Raw genomic sequence first — 19,289 nt, forward strand, 5'->3', positions numbered from 1 at the left:
GTTCGCCTGCGCCCAGTATCCAGAACTTTCTTCTCGCGCCGGTGGTCATTTACTTTAGACACACCCCAGGCATGTTGTTTTCGAACTATTGAGTGGTGATCGGGATGGAAAGTATCAGCCTGTTGCTCGGCGAGGCGCTGAGCCCTTATCAAGTCATATTGACCCCGTCAGGTATCCATGGCGAATGCAGGGTCAGCCTGAAGAATCCACTCGGCGCCATCGTGGTGGAGCGGGAATTCAATCAGGCGCAGTTGAGTGACAAGCGTCTTTTGACCGATGTGGTCGATGGATTGCACCGCGACGTGCTGATCGCTGAAGGACGCCTGGAGCCCTGTGTTATCGCGGCGTTGCGTAATGCAGCCCAAGACAAGCTGCTGGCCAGCCGCAACTGAATCGATGTTTGCGGGAACCTTCCTGCGCGCAGGTCAGTCAGACCTTGTAACAGCAGGATCAAGCATTGTGCTCCGATGCTTGGCGCCTGCTGCTACTGGTCTTTAAGGCCAAGTTTGACCCGGGTCGTCTCCCCACTTCTCGGGGTTTCTTTTGCCTGCGATTTGTCATGGCTGGTGCTTGTTGTCGAAAAACTCCGCCAGATCAGATGGCGCCGTCTTTACGCAACTGGGCGATCTGCGACGCGTCATAGCCAAGTTCCTGAAGCACCAGTGCATTGTGCTCACCCAGTTGTGGCCCGACCCATTCGCATTCACCGGGAGTCTCTGAGAGTTTCGGTACGATTCCCGGCATCTTGAAGTCTTTGCCATCCGGCAGCTTGGCCTGCAGGAACATCTCCCGCGCCAGGTACTGCGGATCACTGAACATGTCTTCGGCGCTGAATATCCGGCTGGCGGGCACGTCAGCCTGGTTGAGCAGCGCCAGCACCTGGTCCAGCGGCAATGAATTGACCCAGCGATCGATGACCCCATAGATCTCGTCGCGACGGCTGTCGCGGCCATCGTTGCTGGCAAGTTGAGGATCGTCAGCCAGGTCCTCCCGACCGATGATCAGCATGAAGCGTTTGAAGATCGCATCGCCATTGGCGCCGATCTGCACGTGCTTGCCATCTGCGCTGGTGTGGATAGAGGAGGGGGTGATGCCCGGCATGATGTTACCGGTGCGTTCGCGGATGAAACCGAACACATCGAACTCCGGGACCATGCTTTCCATCATGGCGAAAATCGCTTCGTACAGCGCCACGTCCACCACTTGCCCCTGTCCACCGTTGACCTCGCGATGACGCAGGGCCATCAAGGCACCAATCACGCCCCAGAGCGCGGCAATCGAATCGCCAATGGAAATTCCGGTGCGTACCGGCGGCCGGTCTTCGAACCCGGTGATGTAGCGCAGGCCACCCATGGATTCACCCACCGCACCGAAACCGGGCTGATCTTTCATCGGGCCAGTCTGGCCGAAGCCCGATAGTCGCACCATCACCAGCTTCGGATTGAGTGCATGCAGCACGTCCCAGCCCAGGCCAAGTTTTTCCAGGATGCCAGGGCGAAAGTTCTCGATCAGGATGTCCGCTTCGCCAAGCAGTTTTTTCAGAATGGCCAGGCCGTCAGGATGCTTGAGGTTGAGCGTCAGGGACTTCTTGTTGCGTGCCTGAACGAACCACCACAAAGAGGTGCCTTCATAGAGTTTGCGCCATTTACGCAGCGGGTCGCCGCCGTCCGGGGACTCGATCTTGATCACTTCGGCACCGAACTCGGCGCAGATTCGTGAGGCAAAGGGGCCGGCAATCAAGGTGCCCAATTCGATGACTTTCAGACCGCAAAGCGGTTTGGAGGTGAGCGGCATACGAAATCCTGTAGGACAAAGGCTTAGCGAATACTGCGTTTTAACATAGCCGACTGTCAGACGCTCCCGCTTGATCGCCTTCGATTCGTGGAATGCCCGTCGCATCGGTTAGACTTGCCGCCTTTCCTCGTATCAAGAAGCCCGTTCATGGCCCAGCCGTCCACGACCTACAAGTTTGAACTGAACCTCACCGACCTTGACCGCAGCGTCTATGAGAGCGTCAAACAGACCATCGCCCGCCACCCTTCGGAAACCGAAGAGCGCATGACCGTGCGCCTGCTGGCCTACGCCCTCTGGTACAACGAGCAGTTGTCGTTCGGCCGCGGTCTGTCAGAAGTGGACGAGCCGGCCCTGTGGGAAAAAAGCCTGGATGACCGCGTGCTGCACTGGATCGAAGTCGGCCAGCCTGACGCCGAGCGCCTGACCTGGTGTTCGCGTCGCACTGAACGCACCAGCCTGCTGGCCTATGGCAGCCTGCGCGTCTGGGAAGGCAAAGTGGTTCCGGCAGTAAAGAATCTGAAAAACGTCAACATTGCCGCTGTGCCTCAGGAGGTCCTGGAGACGCTGGCCAAAGACATGCCGCGCGTGATCAAGTGGGACGTGATGATCAGCGAGGGGACGATTTTCGTCACCGACGACCGTGGTCAGCACGAAGTCCAGTTGCAGTGGCTGGCCGGTGAGCGCGGCTGATTTTTCGCCGTTGCACAGCGTCATCCGGTTTTATCCTACGTATTGAAGAGAAGCACCTGTCACCCCATGCGCATTGAACCTCGCCAGCTGCCCGACACCCTGCCATTTCTCGGTGATATTCCGCCGTTGTTGACCCGCCTGTACGCAGCGCGGGGCGTGCAATCGGAGGCTGAGCTGGACAAGAGCCTGGCGCGGCTGATTCCGTTCCAGCAGCTCAAGGGCATCGATGCCGCCGTGGACTTGTTGGTGACGGCACTCGAGCAGCGCCAACGGATTCTGATTGTCGGCGACTTTGACGCCGATGGCGCAACGGCCAGTACCGTGGGTACGTTGGGCCTGCGTCTGCTGGGTGCGGCGCATGTCGATTACCTGGTGCCCAATCGCTTCGATTACGGCTATGGCCTGACCCCGGAAATCGTCGAGGTTGCGCTGACCCGCGATCCGCAATTGCTGATCACCGTGGACAACGGCATCTCCAGCGTCGAAGGCGTGGCGGCGGCGAAAAAAGCCGGGCTCAAGGTGCTCGTCACCGATCACCACTTGCCCGGTGATGAACTGCCGCTGGCCGATGCCATCGTCAACCCGAACCAGCCCGGTTGCGCTTTCCCGAGCAAGGCTCTGGCCGGCGTCGGGGTGATTTTCTATGTACTGATGGCCCTGCGTGCGCGGTTGCGCGAGTTGGGTTGGTACGTGAGCAAACCACAGCCGAATATCGGTGAACTGCTGGATCTGGTGGCGTTGGGCAGCGTCGCCGACGTGGTGCCGCTGGATGCCAACAACCGGATCCTGGTGCATCAGGGCCTGGAGCGGATTCGCGCAGGGCGCGCCCGGCCGGGTATCAAGGCGATTCTTGAAGTGGCCAAGCGTGATCACACGCGAATCACCTCCACCGACCTGGGTTTCATTGTCGGCCCGCGCCTGAACGCGGCGGGGCGTCTGGATGACATGAGCCTGGGCATCGAGTGTCTGCTGACCGACGATGCGGCGACCGCCGGTGAAATGGCGGCACAGCTGGACGGCATGAACCAGGACCGCAAATCCATCGAGCAGGGCATGCAGCGTGAAGCGCTGGCGCAGCTCAAGGATTTGCCGGTGGAATCGATGCCGTTCGGTTTGTGCCTGTTCGATCCCGAGTGGCACCAGGGTGTCATCGGCATCCTCGCCTCGCGTATGAAAGAACGGTATTTCCGTCCGACCATCGCCTTTGCCGATGCTGGTGATGGCCTGCTCAAGGGGTCGGGGCGCTCGGTCCAGGGGTTTCATATTCGCGACGCCCTGAGCGTGGTTGCGGCACAACATCCAGATCTGATCACCAAGTACGGTGGCCATGCGATGGCCGCCGGGCTGACGCTGGCGCAAGAGAATTTTCCGTTGTTCGCCGAGGCCTTTGACGCCGAGGTGCGCCGGCAACTGCGCGAAGAAGACCTGACCGGGCGCCTGCTGTCTGACGGCACCCTGGCGGTGGAGGAGTTTCACCTGGAACTGGCCCGCGCCCTGCGCCACGCCGGCCCGTGGGGGCAGCACTTCCCCGAGCCGCTGTTTCACGGGGTGTTTCAGTTGGTCGAGCAGCGTGTCGTCGGCGAGCGCCATCTCAAAGTCGTGCTGCGCAGCGAATGCGGTTCGGTGAAGCTCGATGGCATCGCTTTCGGTATCGACCGCGATATATGGCCGAATCCGACGATCAAGTGGGTGGAACTGGCCTACAAGCTCGACCTGAATGAGTTTCGTGGCAATGAGACGGTGCAGTTGATGATTGCCCACATCGAACCTCGATAGGCCGCTGCACACCTTTTGTGGCGAGGGGGCTTGCCACAAGATCTGAGCTTGAAGAGTTGTTTCAATTCTTGAACCCTCCCACAACCCCGGTTGTCGACTAGGCTCTAATCACTGCTTGATTGGCCTTGTGACGTCTTGTCGAATTTTTTGCCCGCGGGGGCGGGTGTTGTACCTCTTTCCTGTCACTCGTCGACTATTCAAACAGAACCTGGAGCCTGCCCACTGATACGAGAGGTGCCCCATGAGTCTGCTGCTTGAACCCTATACCCTTCGCCAATTGACCCTGCTTAACCGCATCGCGGTATCACCGATGTGCCAGTATTCCAGTGTCGACGGCCTGGCCAATGACTGGCACCTGGTCCATCTCGGCAGCCGTGCGGTCGGCGGGGCCGGGCTGGTATTTACCGAAGCCACGGCGGTCACCGCCGACGGGCGCATTACCGCCCAGGACCTCGGCCTGTGGAATGACGAACAGATCGAACCCTTGCAACGCATCACCCGCTTCATCGCCGCTCAGGGCGCTGTAGCCGGCATTCAACTGGCGCATGCCGGGCGCAAGGCCAGCACCTATCGGCCGTGGCTGGGCAAGCATGGCAGCGTGAAGCCGGATGAGGGCGGCTGGACTCCAGTCGGACCTTCCCCGATAGCGTTCGACCCGCAGCACACCCAGCCGCGCAAACTGGATGAAGGCGAGATCGCTGAGGTGGTTCAAGCCTTTGTCGATTCCGCCAAGCGCGCCCTTACAGCAGGTTTCAAAGTGGTCGAAGTCCACGCTGCCCATGGGTACCTGCTGCATCAGTTTCTTTCACCGTTGAGTAATCAGCGGCGTGACCAATACGGTGGCTCGTTCGAAAATCGCATTCGGTTGGTGCTGGAGGTGACCGCAGCGGTGCGTGCGGTGTGGCCTGAGGAGTTGCCGGTGTTCGTTCGTGTCTCGGCCACCGACTGGGTAGAGGATGGCTGGAACCCGGATGAAACCGTGGAGCTGGCCCGTCGTCTGAAAGATCTCGGCGTGGACCTGATCGACGTCTCGTCGGGCGGGACGGCGGCAAATGCCGAAATCCCCATAGGGCCCGGTTACCAGACCCGCTTCGCCGAGCGTGTGCGCAAGGAGTCAGGCATCGCCACCGGCACGGTCGGCATGATCACCGAGCCGGCCCAGGCCGAGCATATTTTGCGCACCTGCCAGGCGGATATCATCTTCCTGGCTCGAGAGTTGTTACGCGACCCATATTGGGCATTGCACGCGGACGATGATCTGGGTGGGCGCAAGGCCGTCTGGCCGGCGCAATATCAGCGGGCGACCCATCGTGAGCAGCCTATTCACGAGTCAGACCTGCGCGACTGAAGTTGGTAAATCGAAAAAGCCCCTGAATCGTGAGGTTCAGGGGCTTTCGTTTATTCCAATGATCAATCAGGCCGCTTCGATCTTGCTGCGGTTCTGTTCGACCTTGTTCAGGTAGTCCTTGAGCTTGTCCTGCTCCGCTGCCGTGGTGAATAACCCGAGCTTGCTACGGCGCCACAGGATGTCGTGGGCGCTGCTTGCCCACTCTTCACTGCACAGGTAATCGATTTCGCGGGTGTAGAGACCGCCGCCGATGTGCTCGCCCAGGTCGCCGAGGTCTTGTACGCCTTCGAGCATGCGCCAGGTGCGGCTGCCGTAGGTGGTGGCCCAGCGGCGGGCGATTTCCGTCGGGACCCAGTCGAACCGGTCACGGATACGCGAGCTCAAGGCCTGCGGGGTGGTCATGTCTTCACCGCCCGGCAGTGTGGCAGTAGCGGTCCAGCTAGGCTGCATGTGCTTGAAGTACGGAGCCAGTTGCGCCAGCGCCGACTCGGCCAGCTTGCGGTAGGTGGTCAGCTTGCCACCGAATACCGACAGCAACGGCGCTTCTTCGTCAGAACCCGACAGCGCCAGGGTGTAATCGCGGGTGACCGCTGACGGGTTGTCGGACTCGTCATTGCACAGCGGCCGCACGCCGGAATAGCTGTGCAGGATGTCTTCGCGACCGATCTGTTTTTTGAAGTGGGCATTGACCACGTTCAACAGGTATTCGGTTTCGCTGTCAGTGATGGCCACCTTCGCCGGATCGCCGGTGTACTCGCGGTCGGTGGTACCGATCAGGGTGAAATGATTCAGGTACGGAATGGTGAACGCAATGCGCTGATCTTCGTTTTGCAGGATGTGCGCGTGTTCGCCTTCATAAAGTTTCGGCACGATCAGGTGGCTGCCCTGGATCAGGCGGATGCCGTATGGCGACTCCATTTTCAGGTCGTCGCGGATGAATTTTGCGACCCAGGGGCCGGCGGCGTTGACCAGCGCCTTGGCGCGGATGGAAAACAGGCTGCCGTCGGCGCGCTCCAGGTGCAGGTGCCACAGGCCCTTGGCGCGCCGAGCGCTGACGCAGCGGGTCTGGGTGTGAATGTGGGCGCCTTTTTCCCGGGCCGCCATGGCGTTCAGGACCACCAGGCGCGCGTCGTCCACCCAGCAATCGGAGTATTCGAAACCTTTGGTGATTTCGCTTTTCAACGCGCTGTCCGGGCCGAACTTCAGGCTTTTCGAGCCTTCCAGTTGTTCCCGTTTGCCCAGGTTGTCGTAAAGGAACAGGCCGGCGCGGATCATCCAGGCCGGACGCAGGTGTGGCCGGTGGGGCAGCACGAAGCGCATCTGCTTGACGATGTGCGGCGCCTTGGTCAGCAGCACTTCACGTTCGGCCAGGGCTTCGCGTACCAGGCGGAATTCGTAATGTTCCAGGTAGCGCAGGCCGCCGTGGATCAGTTTGCTGCTGGCCGACGAAGTGTGACTGGCCAGATCATCCTTTTCGCAAAGGAACACCGAAAGCCCGCGGCCCGCGGCATCCGCTGCGATGCCCACGCCATTGATCCCGCCACCGATGACGGCAATATCGTAGACCTCGGCGAGTGGGGGCGTAGGCAGGGTAGAAATGGGCATCGGCAAGGCCTCGGGCTTTTTGATTTTCTGTATTTGAATTCGAACATGAATGTTCATATTCGAAAATATTAGCCGATAAAGACGCGCGCAACCAGTCCGTTTCGATTGAGAATACTCATCGAAGGAGGGTTAAAGGAAAATTTACGAACATTTTGATGCGCGTTAAGGTGCAAGAGTGATTCTGTATGCACGATCGCCTTCGCAAGCAAGCCCGCTCCCACAGTGTTCAATTGTGTTCACAGGTTTTGTGATCGACACAACACCTAAGGTGGGAGCGGGCTTGCCCGCGATGGCGGCGCAACAGGCGCCGAAGATCTGGGGGGCTTAAACGACTTCCAGGCGAATCTTGTGTTGCGTCAACAATTGCGCCAATGCCGGCGAAGGCTGCTGATCGGTGACCAGGCAATCAACCAGGCTGATCGGGCCCAGGCGAATCATGGCGTTGCGCCCGAACTTGCTGGAGTCCGCCGCCAGGATCACCTGTCGGGCGTTGGCAATGATCGCCTGGGACACCCGCACTTCCTGATAGTCGAAGTCCAGCAGGCTGCCGTCTTCGTCGATGCCGCTGATGCCGACCAGGGCGAAGTCGACCTTGAACTGGTTGATGAAATCGACACTGGCCTGGCCGACCACGCCACCATCGCGGCGCACGTTGCCCCCGGTCAGCAGCACATCGAAGTCGTCCTTGGCGCTGAGCATCGAGGCCACGTGCAGGTTGTTGGTGATGATCTTCAGGTGGCTGTGGTTGAGCAGGGCCCGGGCAATCGACTCGGTGGTGGTGCCGATGTTGATGAACAGCGAGGCATGGTCGGGAATCTGCGCGGCAATGGCTTCGCCAATACGCTGCTTTTCATCGCGCATCTGATCGGCGCGCATGGCGTATGCGGTGTTCTCGACACTGGAGTCGTAGGCGGCGCCGCCGTGGTAGCGACGCAACAAATTGGCTTCCGCGAGCTGATTGATATCGCGGCGGATGGTTTGCGGTGTAACAACGAACAGCGTGGCCATTTCCTCGATGCTGACATAGCCGCGCTCGCGGACCAGTTCGAGGATTTGCTGCTGACGGGGAGGCAGATTCATGGGGCTTCCTTTGGGCTGCCGGGCAAAATTTGCCCATGATGCCGCAGGAATCCGCTCCCTACCAGTTACAAGCCTTTACAAGTTCTCAGACGGACTTATTCAGCACTTTCGTGGGGCTCCCAGTCGCGGGTCCGGCTGACCGCTTTTTTCCAGCCTGCGTAGAGTTTTTCCTTCGCGGCCTCCTCAAGGGTCGGCTCGAACTTGCGCTCGATGACTGCCTTGCCACGCAGTTCTTCCAGGCTGCCCCAGAAGCCACAGGCCAAGCCTGCCAGGTAGGCGGCGCCGAGTGCTGTGGTTTCACGCATTTGCGGACGCTCGACCTGGGTGCCGAGAATGTCGGCCTGGAACTGCATGAGGAAATTATTCGCTACCGCGCCGCCGTCCACGCGCAGGGCCTTGAGGCGTTCGCCGGAGTCTTGCTGCATGGCGTCGAGCACGTCGCGGGTCTGGTAGGCAATCGACTCCAGCGCGGCACGAATGATGTGGTCCACGCGCACGCCACGGGTCAGGCCGAACAATGCGCCACGGGCATACGGATCCCAATACGGCGCGCCCAGCCCGGTAAACGCCGGCACCAGGTACACGCCGTTGCTGTCCTTGACCTTGTTGGCAAAGTATTCGGTGTCGTGGGCGTCGTTGATGATCTTCAGTTCATCGCGCAGCCACTGCACCGTGGAGCCGCCATTGAATACGGCGCCTTCCAGGGCATAAGCCACCTCGCCACGCGGGCCGCAAGCGATGGTGGTGAGCATGCCGTGACTGGACTTCACGGCTTTGTCGCCGGTATTCATCAGCAGGAAGCAGCCGGTGCCGTAGGTGTTTTTCGCCTGGCCAGGCTCAACGCACATCTGGCCGAACAGGGCGGCTTGCTGGTCACCGGCGATACCGCCGATGGCGATGCCGCTTTTGGTGTGGCCATAGATTTGCGACGAGGGCTTCACCTGCGGCAGCATCTCCCGCGGTATATCCAGTAGCTCCAGCATCTTCGCGTCCCACTCCAGGGTGTGGATGTTGAAGAGCATGGTGCGCGAGGCGTTGGTGTAATCGGTGACATGCACCTTGCCGCCGCTGAATTTCCAGATCAGCCAGCTGTCGACGGTGCCGAACAGCAGTTCACCGTTGCGCGCGCGTTCGCGGCTGCCTTCGACATTGTCGAGGATCCACTTGAGCTTGGTGCCGGAGAAGTACGGGTCGGTGACAAGGCCCGTGGTATCGCTGATGTACTGCTCGTGGCCGTCGCGTTTGAGCTGTTGGCAGATTTCCGTGCTGCGCCGGCATTGCCAGACGATCGCATTGTAGATCGGGCGACCGGTGTTCTTGTCCCAGACCACGGTGGTTTCGCGCTGGTTGGTGATGCCGATTGCAGCCACCTGGTCATGATGCAGGCCGGCTTGTGCCAGGGCTTCGACCATGACGGCACTCTGGGTGGCGAAGATTTCCATCGGGTCGTGTTCGACCCAGCCGGCTTGCGGGTAATGCTGTGCGAATTCCCGTTGGGCGGTGCTGACCACGTTCGCATCGCGGTCGAAAATGATCGCGCGGGAGCTGGTCGTACCCTGATCGAGGGCAATGATGTAGTTCTTATTCTGGGTGTCGGTCATGTCGATTGCCTTAGACGAATAAGGGAGTGAAGTCTGGCGCGTGCTCGAATGGGCAGGATCATGCGCCAACGGTATCAAGAAGTTCGTGGTTTGCCGTCAATGGCCGTAGATGCATCCTTTGTAGCAGGTATGGCGCTGGGCAGATGACGGGCAATCAGCCCGCGATAAGCGGCAGCGCCGAGGCAGGCACCGACAATCGGTGCAAAAACCGGAATCAGGAAATACGGAATGTCGCGTCCGCCAGTGAAGGAAATTTCACCCCAACCGGCAAGGAAAGTCATCAGCTTGGGGCCGAAGTCGCGCGCGGGGTTCATCGCGAAACCGGTCAGTGGCCCCATCGAACTGCCGATCACCGCAATCAGCAGGCCGATCAACAGGGGTGCCAATGGGCCTTTGGGCAAGCCGTTGTTATCGTCGGTCAGGGACATGATCACGCCCATCAGGATGGCGGTAATGATCACCTCGACCAGGAAAGCCTGGGCGGTGGACAGCGCAGGGTTGGGAAAAGTGGAGAACACCGAGGCCAATTCGAGGCTGGCCTGAGTGCCACGAACCATATGGTGGGTTTGTTCGAAATCGAAGAATAGATTGCTGTAGAGCGTGTAAACCAACATTGCGCCGCAGAAAGCACCGGCCACTTGGGCAATGATGTAGAAAGGCAGTTTGCGCTTTTCGAAGTCAGCGAAAATGCTCAGGGCAATACTCACGGCAGGGTTCAGATGAGCCCCGGAAACTCCGGCGGTCAAGTAGATCGCCATGCTCACACCGATGCCCCAGATAATACTGATTTCCCACAAGCCGAAACTGGCACCCGCGACCTTGAGCGCGGCAACGCAGCCTGTACCGAAAAATATCAGCAGCGCAGTACCCAGGAACTCGGCCATGCATTGGCTCGAGAGTGACGGTTGTTGTAAAGCCGTTGTCATTGAAACCTCAATTCTTTTTGTTGTCTGGCGCTGCTTTCCATCATGGTCAAAGCGCGTTTTTTACCGGGGCAGGATCCCCATCCTGGTCCCGGTTTGATGCTGGGTGCTGCAGTGCGTAATTTGTATGGTTTTCAGAAACGAAAAAATATAGACAAGAAACACTGCTGTCAAAGGTCGAAAGTGAACTATTTGGCACAAAGAAACTATTCGTCGCATGGATGAACGAATCTCCGGGGTCCACGTTTTTCTCGAATGTTGAGGATTGAAGCCCTTGGCAGGCTGCGGATTCAGGCGCGCTATAGAGCCTTTTACTGATCAATGTCCTAGAATCCGGCGCAGGATTTTTCTTCTGCCGCCCAGTCTGGAGCTGTCATGACCCCCGCATTGGATTTGTTGAAAAAGGTTCGGGCCGAACACCGCGTGCACAGTTACGAACATGACCCCAAGGCCGCCTCCTATGGGCTGGAGGCCGCGGAAAAACTCGGCCTCGCCCCGGCGCAGGTGTTCAAGACGCTACTGGCGGCCAGCGAGAAAGGCGAGTTGTTGGTGGCGGTCGTGCCGGTGGCTGGAACCCTGGATTTGAAAGGGCTGGCCCATGCAGCCGGGGTGAAAAAAGCCGAAATGGCCGACCCGGCCGCTGCCCAGCGGTCCACGGGTTATCTGTTGGGGGGGATCAGTCCGTTGGGCCAGAAGAAACGCCTGCGCACCTTCATCGACAATTCGGCTCAGCCTTTTGCCAGCATTTTTGTCAGTGCAGGTCGGCGCGGGCTGGAAGTTGAGTTGGCACCGGCCGTGCTGGCCGAACATACCCAGGCGAAATTTGCCGATATCGGCCGCGCTTAAGGCGTGCTGTAGGGTGAAAATCAGGCTGCTCTGTCACTGGTGCCGGTTTGCCGGGCATAGCATGCTGGGTGATCAGACAAGGGGAGAAGGTTATGCAGCTTGAATTTCATCAGGTCGATGCATTCAGTGATCGGCCGTTCAGTGGCAACCCGGCCATGGTGTATCGGCTCGATGCCTGGCTCGCCGATGAACTGATGCAGAAAATTGCCGGTGAACACAATCTCGCTGAAACCGCCTTCGTGGTACGCGAAGGGCAGGGCTGGCACATCCGCTGGTTTACCCCGACGACTGAAGTGCCGTTGTGCGGGCATGCGACGCTGGCCAGTGCGTATGTGCTGTTTGAAGTCTATAAAGAGCCGGTCGAGCGCCTGGACTTCACCAGCAAGTCCGGCCCCCTGAGCGTGACCCGCGAGGGCGGGCGGTTATGGTTGGACTTCCCGGCCATCTTGCAGACGGAATTAGCCGAGACCCTGGACGTCGAGCGTGCGCTCGGGGTGAAAGCCGTTGAAGTGCTCAATTCGAATGAGTTGTTTGTAGTGCTGGAGTCCGAGCAGGCCGTGCTCGATTGCCAGCCAGACATGGCTGCCCTGGCGAAACTGCCGTGGCTGGGCGCGATTGTCACAGCCCGGGGCAAGCAGCACGATTTCGTTTCTCGCTACTTCGCTCCGGCGATTGGTATCAATGAAGACCCCGTGACGGGGTCGACCCATTGCCTGCTGATTCCGTACTGGGCGAACCGGCTGGGCAAGTCGCAGCTGACGGCTTATCAGCGTTCTGCGCGCGGTGGCGAGTTGTTCTGCAGGCTGGAAGGGGAACGGGTGAAGATTGGCGGGAACGCGACGTTGGTGGCGCGTGGAACGCTGATGTTGGGCTGACGCAAAACGACTGTAGGAGCGAGCCTGCTCGCGATGACGGTATCAGATGCAACTGAGATGTTGGCTGATCTACGCTATCGCGAACAGGCGTACTCCTGCCGGGATTGGCATTGTTTCAGTTGGCTGCGCTGTAACGGCGTACACCTGATTCAACCGCGGGAATCTGCGCAGCGGTACTGCCGGACGCCTGGAACAGCACCAGATGTTCGGCTGCAACACGAATGCCGACATCCACCCCGACCTGATGATCGACATGGCTGGGGAAAATCGACTCCAGTTGCGCGCCGGTAGGCAGTTGCAATCGATACAGGGTCGATGCCCCCAGGAATGTCTTGCCGGCAATTCGCGCCTTCAGGCCGCTGTCCGGCGCATAGACGATGTCGTCCGGGCGCAGCAACACGTCCACGGCACCGCCCACCGGCCAGGTATAGGCACGATTGCCGCGCAACTCACCCAGTTCAGTCTGCACCGACTCCGGGCTGCTCAACTGGCCGCGAATGAAGTAGCCCTGGCCAATGAAACTGGCCACGTACGGCGTCAGCGGTTCGTGATAGAGGTTGTAGGGCGTATCCCACTGCTCCAGGCGGCCTTCCTTGAACACGCCAACGTGATCGCTGACAGCGAAGGCTTCTTCCTGGTCGTGGGTTACCAGAATGGCGCTGGTGCCACGGGCCTTGAGAATGTCGCGTACCTCATGGCTGAGCTTGCGTCGCAGTTCGCCGTCGAGGTTGGAGAAGGGCTCATCAAGCAGCAGCAATTGCGGCTCCGGTGCCAGCGCCCGAGCCAGTGCAACACGTTGCTGCTGGCCGCCCGAAAGCTCATGGGCAAAGCGTTTGCCCAGGCCTTTCAGGTTGACCAGTTCCAGTAACTCTTCGGTGATGCGCTCTTTTTGCGGGTGCTTGCGAATACCGAAGGCGATGTTCTCGGCCACGCTCAAGTGCGGAAACAGAGCGTAGTCCTGAAACACCATGCCGATGCGACGTTTTTCCGGGGCCATGGTGAAACCGGCGCGGGAGATGGTCTCGCCCGCCAGCTGGATTTCACCTTCGTGCACGGGCTCGAAACCGGCAATCGCCCGCAGGGTGGTGGTCTTGCCACACCCCGAGGAACCCAGCAGGCAACCAATGTCGCCTGCGTTCAAATGCAGATTGAGGTTCTGTACGACGCGCTGGTCCTGGTAGCCGCACGCGAGGTTGCGCAGGTTGAGCAGTAAAGTCTGGCTCATGCGTGGTGATACGCAGGCTCGACGAGAAATTCGAGCAGGGCCTTTTGTGCATGCAGGCGGTTTTCGGCTTGATCCCAGGCCACCGAGCGCTTGTCGTCGAGCAGGTCGACGCTGATCTCTTCGCCACGGTGCGCAGGCAGGCAATGCATGAACAGGACATCTTCTGCGGCCAGATCGAGCAGGGCACGGTTGACCTGGTACGGTGCGAACAACTTGAGACGCTTGGCGGTTTCCTCTTCCTGGCCCATGGAGGTCCAGACGTCGGTGCTCACCAGATGGGCGCCACGTACGGCATCCTTTGGATCGCGCACGACAGTGACACGGTCGCCCGCCTTGGCCAGGAACAGCGGATTGGGTTCGTAGCCTTCCGGGCAGGCCACGCGCAACTGGAAGTCGAACTGGATCGCCGCTTCTATATAGCTGTTGCACATGTTGTTGCCGTCGCCGATCCAGGCCACGGTCTTGCCCTGGATCGAACCGCGGTGTTCGAGGAACGTCTGCATGTCTGCCAGCAACTGGCACGGGTGCAGGTCATCGGACAGACCGTTGATCACAGGTACGCGGGAATTGGCGGCGAACTCGGTCAGGTTGCTGTGGGCAAAGGTCCGGATCATCACCGCATCGAGCATGCTCGACATGACAATCGCGCAGTCGCCGATCGGCTCGCCACGGCCCAGCTGGGTATCACGGGGCGACAGGAAGATTGCCTGGCCGCCAAGCTGGATCATGCCGGCTTCGAACGAAATGCGGGTGCGGGTCGAAGCCTTCTCGAAAATCATCCCCAGTACACGGTTCTTCAGGGGCTCGAACAGCACGCCGCGGTTGCGCAGGTCCTTGAGCTCAACGCCTCGGCGGATCACGCTGACCAGCTCTTCGGGCGTGCAATCCATCAGGGAGAGAAAGTGCCTTGCGCTCATCATTGACTACCTTTTTGCTACAAACCGCAGATGCTCAAAGCCTTGTTTAACGGAACAACGGGCGAGACCTGCGGCGTAAGCCGCACGGGGCGACGAAATAGGGGAAGGCGCGATCTTATAATTAAATGTCGCGTCTTACCAATAGGGCTACAGTTTTTAGGGAATTTCAGAGGGGCTACGGGATCACCGCGGTAGCGCTTTGAAGCCTGTTTCCTGATAGCAACCAGGCATTTGTACACTGGCTTCGCGGGGCTTGGCAATCAAGCGGCGCGGGGAAGAGTCGGTTGCGGTGGTTATTTGACCCCGGGGTTCGGCAGGCTCGACCGTCTGTCGCCGCCCTGAAATATTTGCTAATGCAAAGTGCTGGGTTATAAATAAACATCGAGCGACGCAGGAAGCCCCCCTGATGGAATCCAAAGAACAGCTGTTGATGGAACTACTGGGCCTCACCGCACGCTCGTTGACCCACCTCACTGCATCGGTGACGACGATGTCGTTCGAATTGCTGCGCAGTGAAGACGAGGTAACCCGGGCTGCCGGTCGCCATATGGTGGACCGCATGGCGACCATCAGTGCCGGGCTCGACGAGCACTGGCGACTGATTGGCGAATTGACCGGGGTACATGGTCCTCACGAGCCGATCGAACCCCTCAAGGCAATCCCGTTGCACATGCCGCCCAGGTTGCCTTCGAACTGATCCCGGGTAGCCATCGGCTGGCCTGATAACCGCCGATTCACAAGACAAACGTCGCTGGCGTGGGGGCGGGTCTGGCGCCATAGTTTTGTTTCCGCGGCCGCCATTGCCCGCCCAAGACAAGACAGAGACTGGCCATGACCAAGACTCTCCATCACCGTGCATGCCATTTGTGTGAAGCCATTTGCGGCCTGACCATCGAGACCACCGAGGCCGAAGACGGCAACCGGCAGATCACCTCGATCAAGGGCGATCCGCTGGATACGTTCAGTCGTGGGCACATCTGTCCCAAGGCTGTTGCCCTGCAAGACATACAGAATGATCCGGATCGCTTGCATCAGCCGATGCAGCGGGTGGGGAATGAATGGCAACCGATCGAGTGGGAGGATGCCTTCAAGCTCGTCGCCGAACGCCTGGCACAAATTCAGGAGCGTCACGGGCAAAACGCCGTGGCGGTCTATCAGGGCAACCCGAGCGTGCACAACTATGGGCTGATGACCCACAGCAATTACTTTCTCGGTCTGTTGAAAACGCGCAACCGCTTTTCCGCCACCTCGGTCGACCAGTTGCCGCATCACTTGACCAGCCATTTGATGTACGGCCATGGCTTGCTGCTGCCGATCCCGGACATTGATCACACCGACTTCATGTTAATCCTCGGCGGCAATCCGCTGGCCTCCAATGGCAGCATCATGACCGTGCCGGATGTGGAAAAACGCCTGAAGGCGATTCAGGCCCGTGGCGGTAAAGTGGTGGTGGTCGATCCACGCCGCAGTGAAACGGCAGCGATCGCCGATCAGCATCTGTTCGTGCGCCCCGGCGGCGATGCGGCGTTGTTGTTCGGGCTGCTCAATACCTTGTTCGCCGAGGGCCTGACCCGCGAAAGTCATCTGCCGGTGGACGGCCTGGATGCAGTGCACGAGGCTGTCGCGACGTTCACCGCCGAAGCCATGAGCCCGCTGTGCGCAGTACCGGCCGAACAGATTCGGCAGTTGGCGCGGGATTTCGCCGCGGCACCGACGGCCGTGTGCTACGGCCGCATGGGCGTCTCGACCCAGGCATTTGGTACGTTGTGCCACTGGGTGGTGCAGTTGATCAATCTGGTCACCGGCAATCTCGATCGAGTGGGTGGTGCGTTGTGCACCGAGCCGGCAGTGGATCTGGTGGCATCGACTTCGGGGGGGCATTTCAATCTGTGGCAGAGCCGGGTGTCCGGGCGTCCGGAATATGCGGGCGAGTTACCGGTGTCGGCACTGGCCGAAGAGATGCTTACAGAGGGGGAAGGGCAGGTCAGGGCGCTGATTACCGTGGCGGGCAATCCGGTGCTGTCTACACCCAATGGTCGACAGTTGGAGCAAGCGCTCGATGGTCTGGAGTTCATGCTCAGCATCGATCTGTACATTAACGAAACCACGCGTTACGCGGACCTGATCCTGCCGTCCACCTCCGCTCTGGAGAACGATCATTACGACACCACGTTCAATATGTTTGCGGTGCGTAACGTCAGCCGCTTCAACCGCGCGATTCTTCCCAAGCCAGTGGGCGCGTTGCACGACTGGGAGATTTTCGTCGGCCTGGCCAAGGCGTTCGCCGCACGAACCGGCAAGGAGCTGAAACCGACCATGGCGCCGGCGCAGATGATCGATCGCGGTTTGCGCATGGGGCTTTATGGCGATGCTTCGCAGCACCGGCTTTCATTGGCAACCTTGTTCGATCACCCTCATGGCGTAGATCTTGGAGCGCTCAAGCCTAACCTCGCTCCACGCTTGAAAACTGCCAACCAGCGCGTCCAGGCTGCCCCCGCCGAGATTCTCGCCGACCTGGCCCGCTTTGCGACCTTGCAGGCGCCGGCTGCCGATGAGTTGCTGATGATCGGCCGTCGCCATGTACGCAGTAACAACTCGTGGATGCACAACTATCACCGCCTGGTGAAGGGCAAGCCGCGCCACCAGTTGCTGATGCATCCGGATGATCTGGCCAGTCGCGGGCTCAGCGACGGGCAGCGGGTGCGGGTCAGCTCGCGGGTCGGCGTGATTGAAGTTGAAGTGCTGGGCAGCCCGGATATGATGAAGGGAGTGGTCAGCCTGCCGCACGGCTGGGGCCATGCGCGTCCGGGTGTGCAAATGAGCATCGCCAGCGGACAGCCAGGCTCCAGCGCCAATGACTTGACCGACGAGTGTCAACTCGATGAGTTGTCGGGAAACGCGGCGCTCAATGGCGTGCCGGTGACCGTGGCGGCGGCCTGAATCAGTCTGACGGAGAGACCGAGCAGGGTGCTCGGCTTTCCGTTACAATGCGCCACCGTGCCGACCCGTGAGTCGGAAAGTTCAGCCGAGGTGCTCCATGGATATCATCGAAACGATTAAAGAGCAGATTGCCAACAACACCATTCTGCTTTACATGAAAGGCTCGCCGAATGCCCCGCAGTGTGGCTTTTCCGCGAAAGCCGCGCAGGCCGTGATGGCATGTGGCGAAAAGTTTGCGTACGTGGACATCCTGCAGAACCCGGAAATCCGCGCCAACCTGCCAAAATACGCCAACTGGCCAACCTTTCCACAACTGTGGGTCGGTGGCGAGCTGGTTGGTGGTAGCGACATCATGACCGAGATGGCTGCAGACGGTTCGTTGCAGACCACCATCAAGGCTGCTGTTGAAGCTGCTGCTGCCAACAAGTCCGAAGCCTGATTCGCTTTTTGTAGGAGCGAGCAGGCTCGCGATGGAATAAAGAGCGCCGCGGGGAACCAGACTCCCCGCGTTATCGTTTACGCCCATCGCGAGCTGGCTAGCTCCTACAGAAGGCAGCAAGGCATAAAAAACCCCGCCACTCGAAAGAGGGCGGGGTTTTTTTATTGCATCGAGAGAATTTACTCGTCGTCACCCATCTGCGATTGCAGGTAGTTCTCAAGACCGATTTTATCGATCAGGCCCAATTGGGTTTCCAGCCAGTCGATATGTTCTTCTTCGGACTCAAGGATGTCCTCGAGCAGTTCGCGGCTACCGAAGTCGCCGACGGTTTCGCAATGGGCGATGGCCACTTTGAGATCAGCGTGACCGGTGCGTTCGATACGCAGGTCGCACTCAAGCATTTCCTTGGTGTGTTCGCCGATGTGCAGCTTGCCCAGGTCCTGGACATTCGGCAGGCCTTCAAGGAACAGAATGCGCTTGATCAGCTTGTCCGCGTGCTTCATCTCGTCGATGGATTCGTGGTATTCGTGCTTGCCGAGCTTGTTCAGGCCCCAGTCTTCATACATGCGCGCATGCAGGAAGTACTGATTGATCGCGACCAGCTCATTGGCAAGGATCTTGTTGAGATGCTGGATGACTGTAACGTCGCCTTTCATGGTGGGGTCCTGTCCTTTATTAGCTGACTATAAAGTAGAGTTTGAGCCCGGTAGTTCTTAGTGTCAAACGTAACTTATTGAAACTTAAGTGAAAATTAATCGGAATAAGAATGTTTTTGTTCCGCGTCTAAAGCATAAGTAATTGATTTTCAGGCATAAAAAAACCGGACATAAGTCCGGTTCTTTGAAAGAGGTTATTTATGCAGCGGTAAATTCTACAGGAAAAGGAATCGCAGCCTGGGCCGTTTGCAGTTTGGTCAGGGTCTCGCGAACCACTTCCTTGGCCAGGCAGGCACATTTGCCGCATTGACTGGCGACGCCGGTGGCAGCCCGGACTTCCTTGTAGCTGCAGCATCCTTCATAGATCGCATCGCGGATTTGTCCGTCGGTAACGCCAGTGCAGAGGCAAACATACATAAGGGAAGACCGTCGCTGGTTTATGTCTCGATTGCGATGGATCTTAATGTTAACGAGAATGATTGTCAAAGTGCTTTGAGAAGGGTTTTTGACAGGCCTGACGAACGGTTGGCCAGTGACGCGCCGTCAACCGAAATACCCTTCGTCCTTTTTTACA

General features: G+C 59.1%; 18 protein-coding genes. 9 read left to right on the top strand and 9 right to left on the bottom strand.

Annotated elements, in window-relative coordinates; translation table 11 throughout:
* Positions 1-104 precede the first annotated feature (104 nt).
* Positions 105-392 (top strand): DUF3509 domain-containing protein, encoded by a 288-nt coding sequence (locus ASE98_RS00860; protein WP_060539544.1) that lies wholly within the window; start codon positions 105-107, stop codon positions 390-392.
* Between the two features lie 202 nt (positions 393-594).
* Here ASE98_RS00860 and ASE98_RS00865 read toward each other — a convergent pair whose 3' ends face one another.
* A complete protein-coding gene (locus tag ASE98_RS00865; protein WP_060539545.1) occupies positions 595-1,794 on the bottom strand; it encodes a CaiB/BaiF CoA transferase family protein in 1,200 nt (399 codons plus the stop codon).
* Between the two features lie 147 nt (positions 1,795-1,941).
* On the opposite strand from ASE98_RS00865, the gene ASE98_RS00870 reads away from it, so the two are divergent.
* The 3 genes from ASE98_RS00870 (at position 1,942) to ASE98_RS00880 (ending at position 5,608) form a co-directional block, all read left to right on the top strand.
* Positions 1,942-2,484, top strand: coding sequence for a YaeQ family protein (locus ASE98_RS00870; RefSeq protein ID WP_007971297.1), 543 nt, complete (start codon positions 1,942-1,944; stop codon positions 2,482-2,484).
* Positions 2,485-2,550: 66 nt separating this feature from the next.
* Positions 2,551-4,260 carry a single-stranded-DNA-specific exonuclease RecJ gene (gene recJ, locus ASE98_RS00875; protein ID WP_060539546.1) on the top strand — a complete coding sequence of 570 codons (1,710 nt, stop codon included), beginning with the start codon at positions 2,551-2,553 and terminating at the stop codon, positions 4,258-4,260.
* 241 nt (positions 4,261-4,501) lie between these two features.
* On the top strand, positions 4,502-5,608 hold the full coding sequence (locus ASE98_RS00880) for an NADH:flavin oxidoreductase/NADH oxidase (RefSeq protein ID WP_060539547.1): 1,107 nt from the start codon (positions 4,502-4,504) through the stop codon (positions 5,606-5,608).
* Between the two features lie 66 nt (positions 5,609-5,674).
* On the opposite strand, the gene glpD is transcribed toward ASE98_RS00880, so the two are convergent.
* The 4 genes from glpD to ASE98_RS00900 all read right to left on the bottom strand — a co-directional run bounded on the left by glpD (position 5,675) and on the right by ASE98_RS00900 (position 10,820).
* Positions 5,675-7,213, bottom strand: coding sequence for a glycerol-3-phosphate dehydrogenase (gene glpD, locus ASE98_RS00885; protein ID WP_060539755.1), 1,539 nt, complete (start codon positions 7,211-7,213; stop codon positions 5,675-5,677).
* Between the two features lie 324 nt (positions 7,214-7,537).
* On the bottom strand, positions 7,538-8,293 hold the full coding sequence (locus ASE98_RS00890) for a DeoR/GlpR family transcriptional regulator (RefSeq protein WP_060539548.1): 756 nt from the start codon (positions 8,291-8,293) through the stop codon (positions 7,538-7,540).
* Between the two features lie 95 nt (positions 8,294-8,388).
* Positions 8,389-9,894, bottom strand: coding sequence for a glycerol kinase GlpK (glpK, locus tag ASE98_RS00895; RefSeq protein WP_060539549.1), 1,506 nt, complete (start codon positions 9,892-9,894; stop codon positions 8,389-8,391).
* Positions 9,895-9,968: 74 nt separating this feature from the next.
* The gene (locus tag ASE98_RS00900; RefSeq protein WP_060539550.1) at positions 9,969-10,820 is read right to left on the bottom strand and encodes an MIP/aquaporin family protein; all 852 of its coding nucleotides are present in this window, start codon (positions 10,818-10,820) and stop codon (positions 9,969-9,971) included.
* Between the two features lie 372 nt (positions 10,821-11,192).
* On the opposite strand from ASE98_RS00900, the gene ybaK reads away from it, so the two are divergent.
* Together ybaK and ASE98_RS00910 are read left to right on the top strand one after the other, a co-directional pair.
* Positions 11,193-11,663 (top strand): Cys-tRNA(Pro) deacylase, encoded by a 471-nt coding sequence (gene ybaK, locus ASE98_RS00905; protein ID WP_060539551.1) that lies wholly within the window; start codon positions 11,193-11,195, stop codon positions 11,661-11,663.
* A gap of 92 nt (positions 11,664-11,755) precedes the next feature.
* Positions 11,756-12,538: a PhzF family phenazine biosynthesis protein gene (locus ASE98_RS00910; RefSeq protein WP_060539552.1), complete on the top strand. Its 783-nt coding sequence runs from the start codon at positions 11,756-11,758 to the stop codon at positions 12,536-12,538.
* 115 nt (positions 12,539-12,653) lie between these two features.
* Here ASE98_RS00910 and ASE98_RS00915 read toward each other — a convergent pair whose 3' ends face one another.
* Both ASE98_RS00915 and argF read right to left on the bottom strand, forming a co-directional pair.
* Positions 12,654-13,763 carry an ABC transporter ATP-binding protein gene (locus ASE98_RS00915; RefSeq protein ID WP_060539553.1) on the bottom strand — a complete coding sequence of 370 codons (1,110 nt, stop codon included), beginning with the start codon at positions 13,761-13,763 and terminating at the stop codon, positions 12,654-12,656.
* Positions 13,760-14,680: an ornithine carbamoyltransferase gene (gene argF, locus ASE98_RS00920; RefSeq protein ID WP_060539554.1), complete on the bottom strand. Its 921-nt coding sequence runs from the start codon at positions 14,678-14,680 to the stop codon at positions 13,760-13,762. The genes ASE98_RS00915 and argF overlap by 4 nt, the downstream gene beginning before the upstream one ends.
* A 406-nt stretch (positions 14,681-15,086) precedes the next feature.
* Between argF and ASE98_RS00925 the strand changes: the two genes are divergently transcribed.
* The 3 genes from ASE98_RS00925 to grxD all read left to right on the top strand — a co-directional run bounded on the left by ASE98_RS00925 (position 15,087) and on the right by grxD (position 18,059).
* Positions 15,087-15,377, top strand: a complete 291-nt coding sequence (locus ASE98_RS00925) for a hypothetical protein (protein WP_060539555.1) — start codon at positions 15,087-15,089, stop codon at positions 15,375-15,377.
* 134 nt (positions 15,378-15,511) lie between these two features.
* Positions 15,512-17,620, top strand: a complete 2,109-nt coding sequence (locus ASE98_RS00930) for a molybdopterin oxidoreductase family protein (RefSeq protein WP_060539556.1) — start codon at positions 15,512-15,514, stop codon at positions 17,618-17,620.
* Positions 17,621-17,717: 97 nt separating this feature from the next.
* Complete coding sequence (grxD, locus tag ASE98_RS00935) at positions 17,718-18,059, top strand: Grx4 family monothiol glutaredoxin (protein WP_034149018.1); 342 nt, start codon at positions 17,718-17,720, stop codon at positions 18,057-18,059.
* Between the two features lie 179 nt (positions 18,060-18,238).
* Here the strand turns inward: grxD and bfr are convergent, their stop codons facing one another.
* Together bfr and ASE98_RS00945 are read right to left on the bottom strand one after the other, a co-directional pair.
* Entirely contained in the window at positions 18,239-18,715 is a 477-nt protein-coding gene (gene bfr, locus ASE98_RS00940) for a bacterioferritin (protein ID WP_060539557.1), read from the bottom strand.
* A 198-nt stretch (positions 18,716-18,913) separates the two neighbouring features.
* Positions 18,914-19,132: a bacterioferritin-associated ferredoxin gene (locus ASE98_RS00945; protein ID WP_060539558.1), complete on the bottom strand. Its 219-nt coding sequence runs from the start codon at positions 19,130-19,132 to the stop codon at positions 18,914-18,916.
* Positions 19,133-19,289 lie beyond the last annotated feature (157 nt).

It is taken from the genome of Pseudomonas sp. Leaf48, from assembly GCF_001421885.1.
Lineage (GTDB): Bacteria > Pseudomonadota > Gammaproteobacteria > Pseudomonadales > Pseudomonadaceae > Aquipseudomonas.

Coding starts and splice junctions, on each gene's coding strand:
- bfr (WP_060539557.1), bottom strand. CDS start 18,715: ATGAAAGGCGACGTTACAGTCATCCAGCATCTCAACAAGATCCTTGCC.
- glpK (WP_060539549.1), bottom strand. CDS start 9,894: ATGACCGACACCCAGAATAAGAACTACATCATTGCCCTCGATCAGGGT.
- ASE98_RS00900 (WP_060539550.1), bottom strand. CDS start 10,820: ATGACAACGGCTTTACAACAACCGTCACTCTCGAGCCAATGCATGGCC.
- ASE98_RS00860 (WP_060539544.1), top strand. CDS start 105: ATGGAAAGTATCAGCCTGTTGCTCGGCGAGGCGCTGAGCCCTTATCAA.
- ybaK (WP_060539551.1), top strand. CDS start 11,193: ATGACCCCCGCATTGGATTTGTTGAAAAAGGTTCGGGCCGAACACCGC.
- ASE98_RS00890 (WP_060539548.1), bottom strand. CDS start 8,293: ATGAATCTGCCTCCCCGTCAGCAGCAAATCCTCGAACTGGTCCGCGAG.
- glpD (WP_060539755.1), bottom strand. CDS start 7,213: ATGCCCATTTCTACCCTGCCTACGCCCCCACTCGCCGAGGTCTACGAT.
- ASE98_RS00930 (WP_060539556.1), top strand. CDS start 15,512: ATGACCAAGACTCTCCATCACCGTGCATGCCATTTGTGTGAAGCCATT.
- recJ (WP_060539546.1), top strand. CDS start 2,551: ATGCGCATTGAACCTCGCCAGCTGCCCGACACCCTGCCATTTCTCGGT.
- argF (WP_060539554.1), bottom strand. CDS start 14,680: ATGAGCGCAAGGCACTTTCTCTCCCTGATGGATTGCACGCCCGAAGAG.
- ASE98_RS00925 (WP_060539555.1), top strand. CDS start 15,087: ATGGAATCCAAAGAACAGCTGTTGATGGAACTACTGGGCCTCACCGCA.
- grxD (WP_034149018.1), top strand. CDS start 17,718: ATGGATATCATCGAAACGATTAAAGAGCAGATTGCCAACAACACCATT.
- ASE98_RS00880 (WP_060539547.1), top strand. CDS start 4,502: ATGAGTCTGCTGCTTGAACCCTATACCCTTCGCCAATTGACCCTGCTT.
- ASE98_RS00915 (WP_060539553.1), bottom strand. CDS start 13,763: ATGAGCCAGACTTTACTGCTCAACCTGCGCAACCTCGCGTGCGGCTAC.
- ASE98_RS00945 (WP_060539558.1), bottom strand. CDS start 19,132: ATGTATGTTTGCCTCTGCACTGGCGTTACCGACGGACAAATCCGCGAT.
- ASE98_RS00865 (WP_060539545.1), bottom strand. CDS start 1,794: ATGCCGCTCACCTCCAAACCGCTTTGCGGTCTGAAAGTCATCGAATTG.
- ASE98_RS00870 (WP_007971297.1), top strand. CDS start 1,942: ATGGCCCAGCCGTCCACGACCTACAAGTTTGAACTGAACCTCACCGAC.
- ASE98_RS00910 (WP_060539552.1), top strand. CDS start 11,756: ATGCAGCTTGAATTTCATCAGGTCGATGCATTCAGTGATCGGCCGTTC.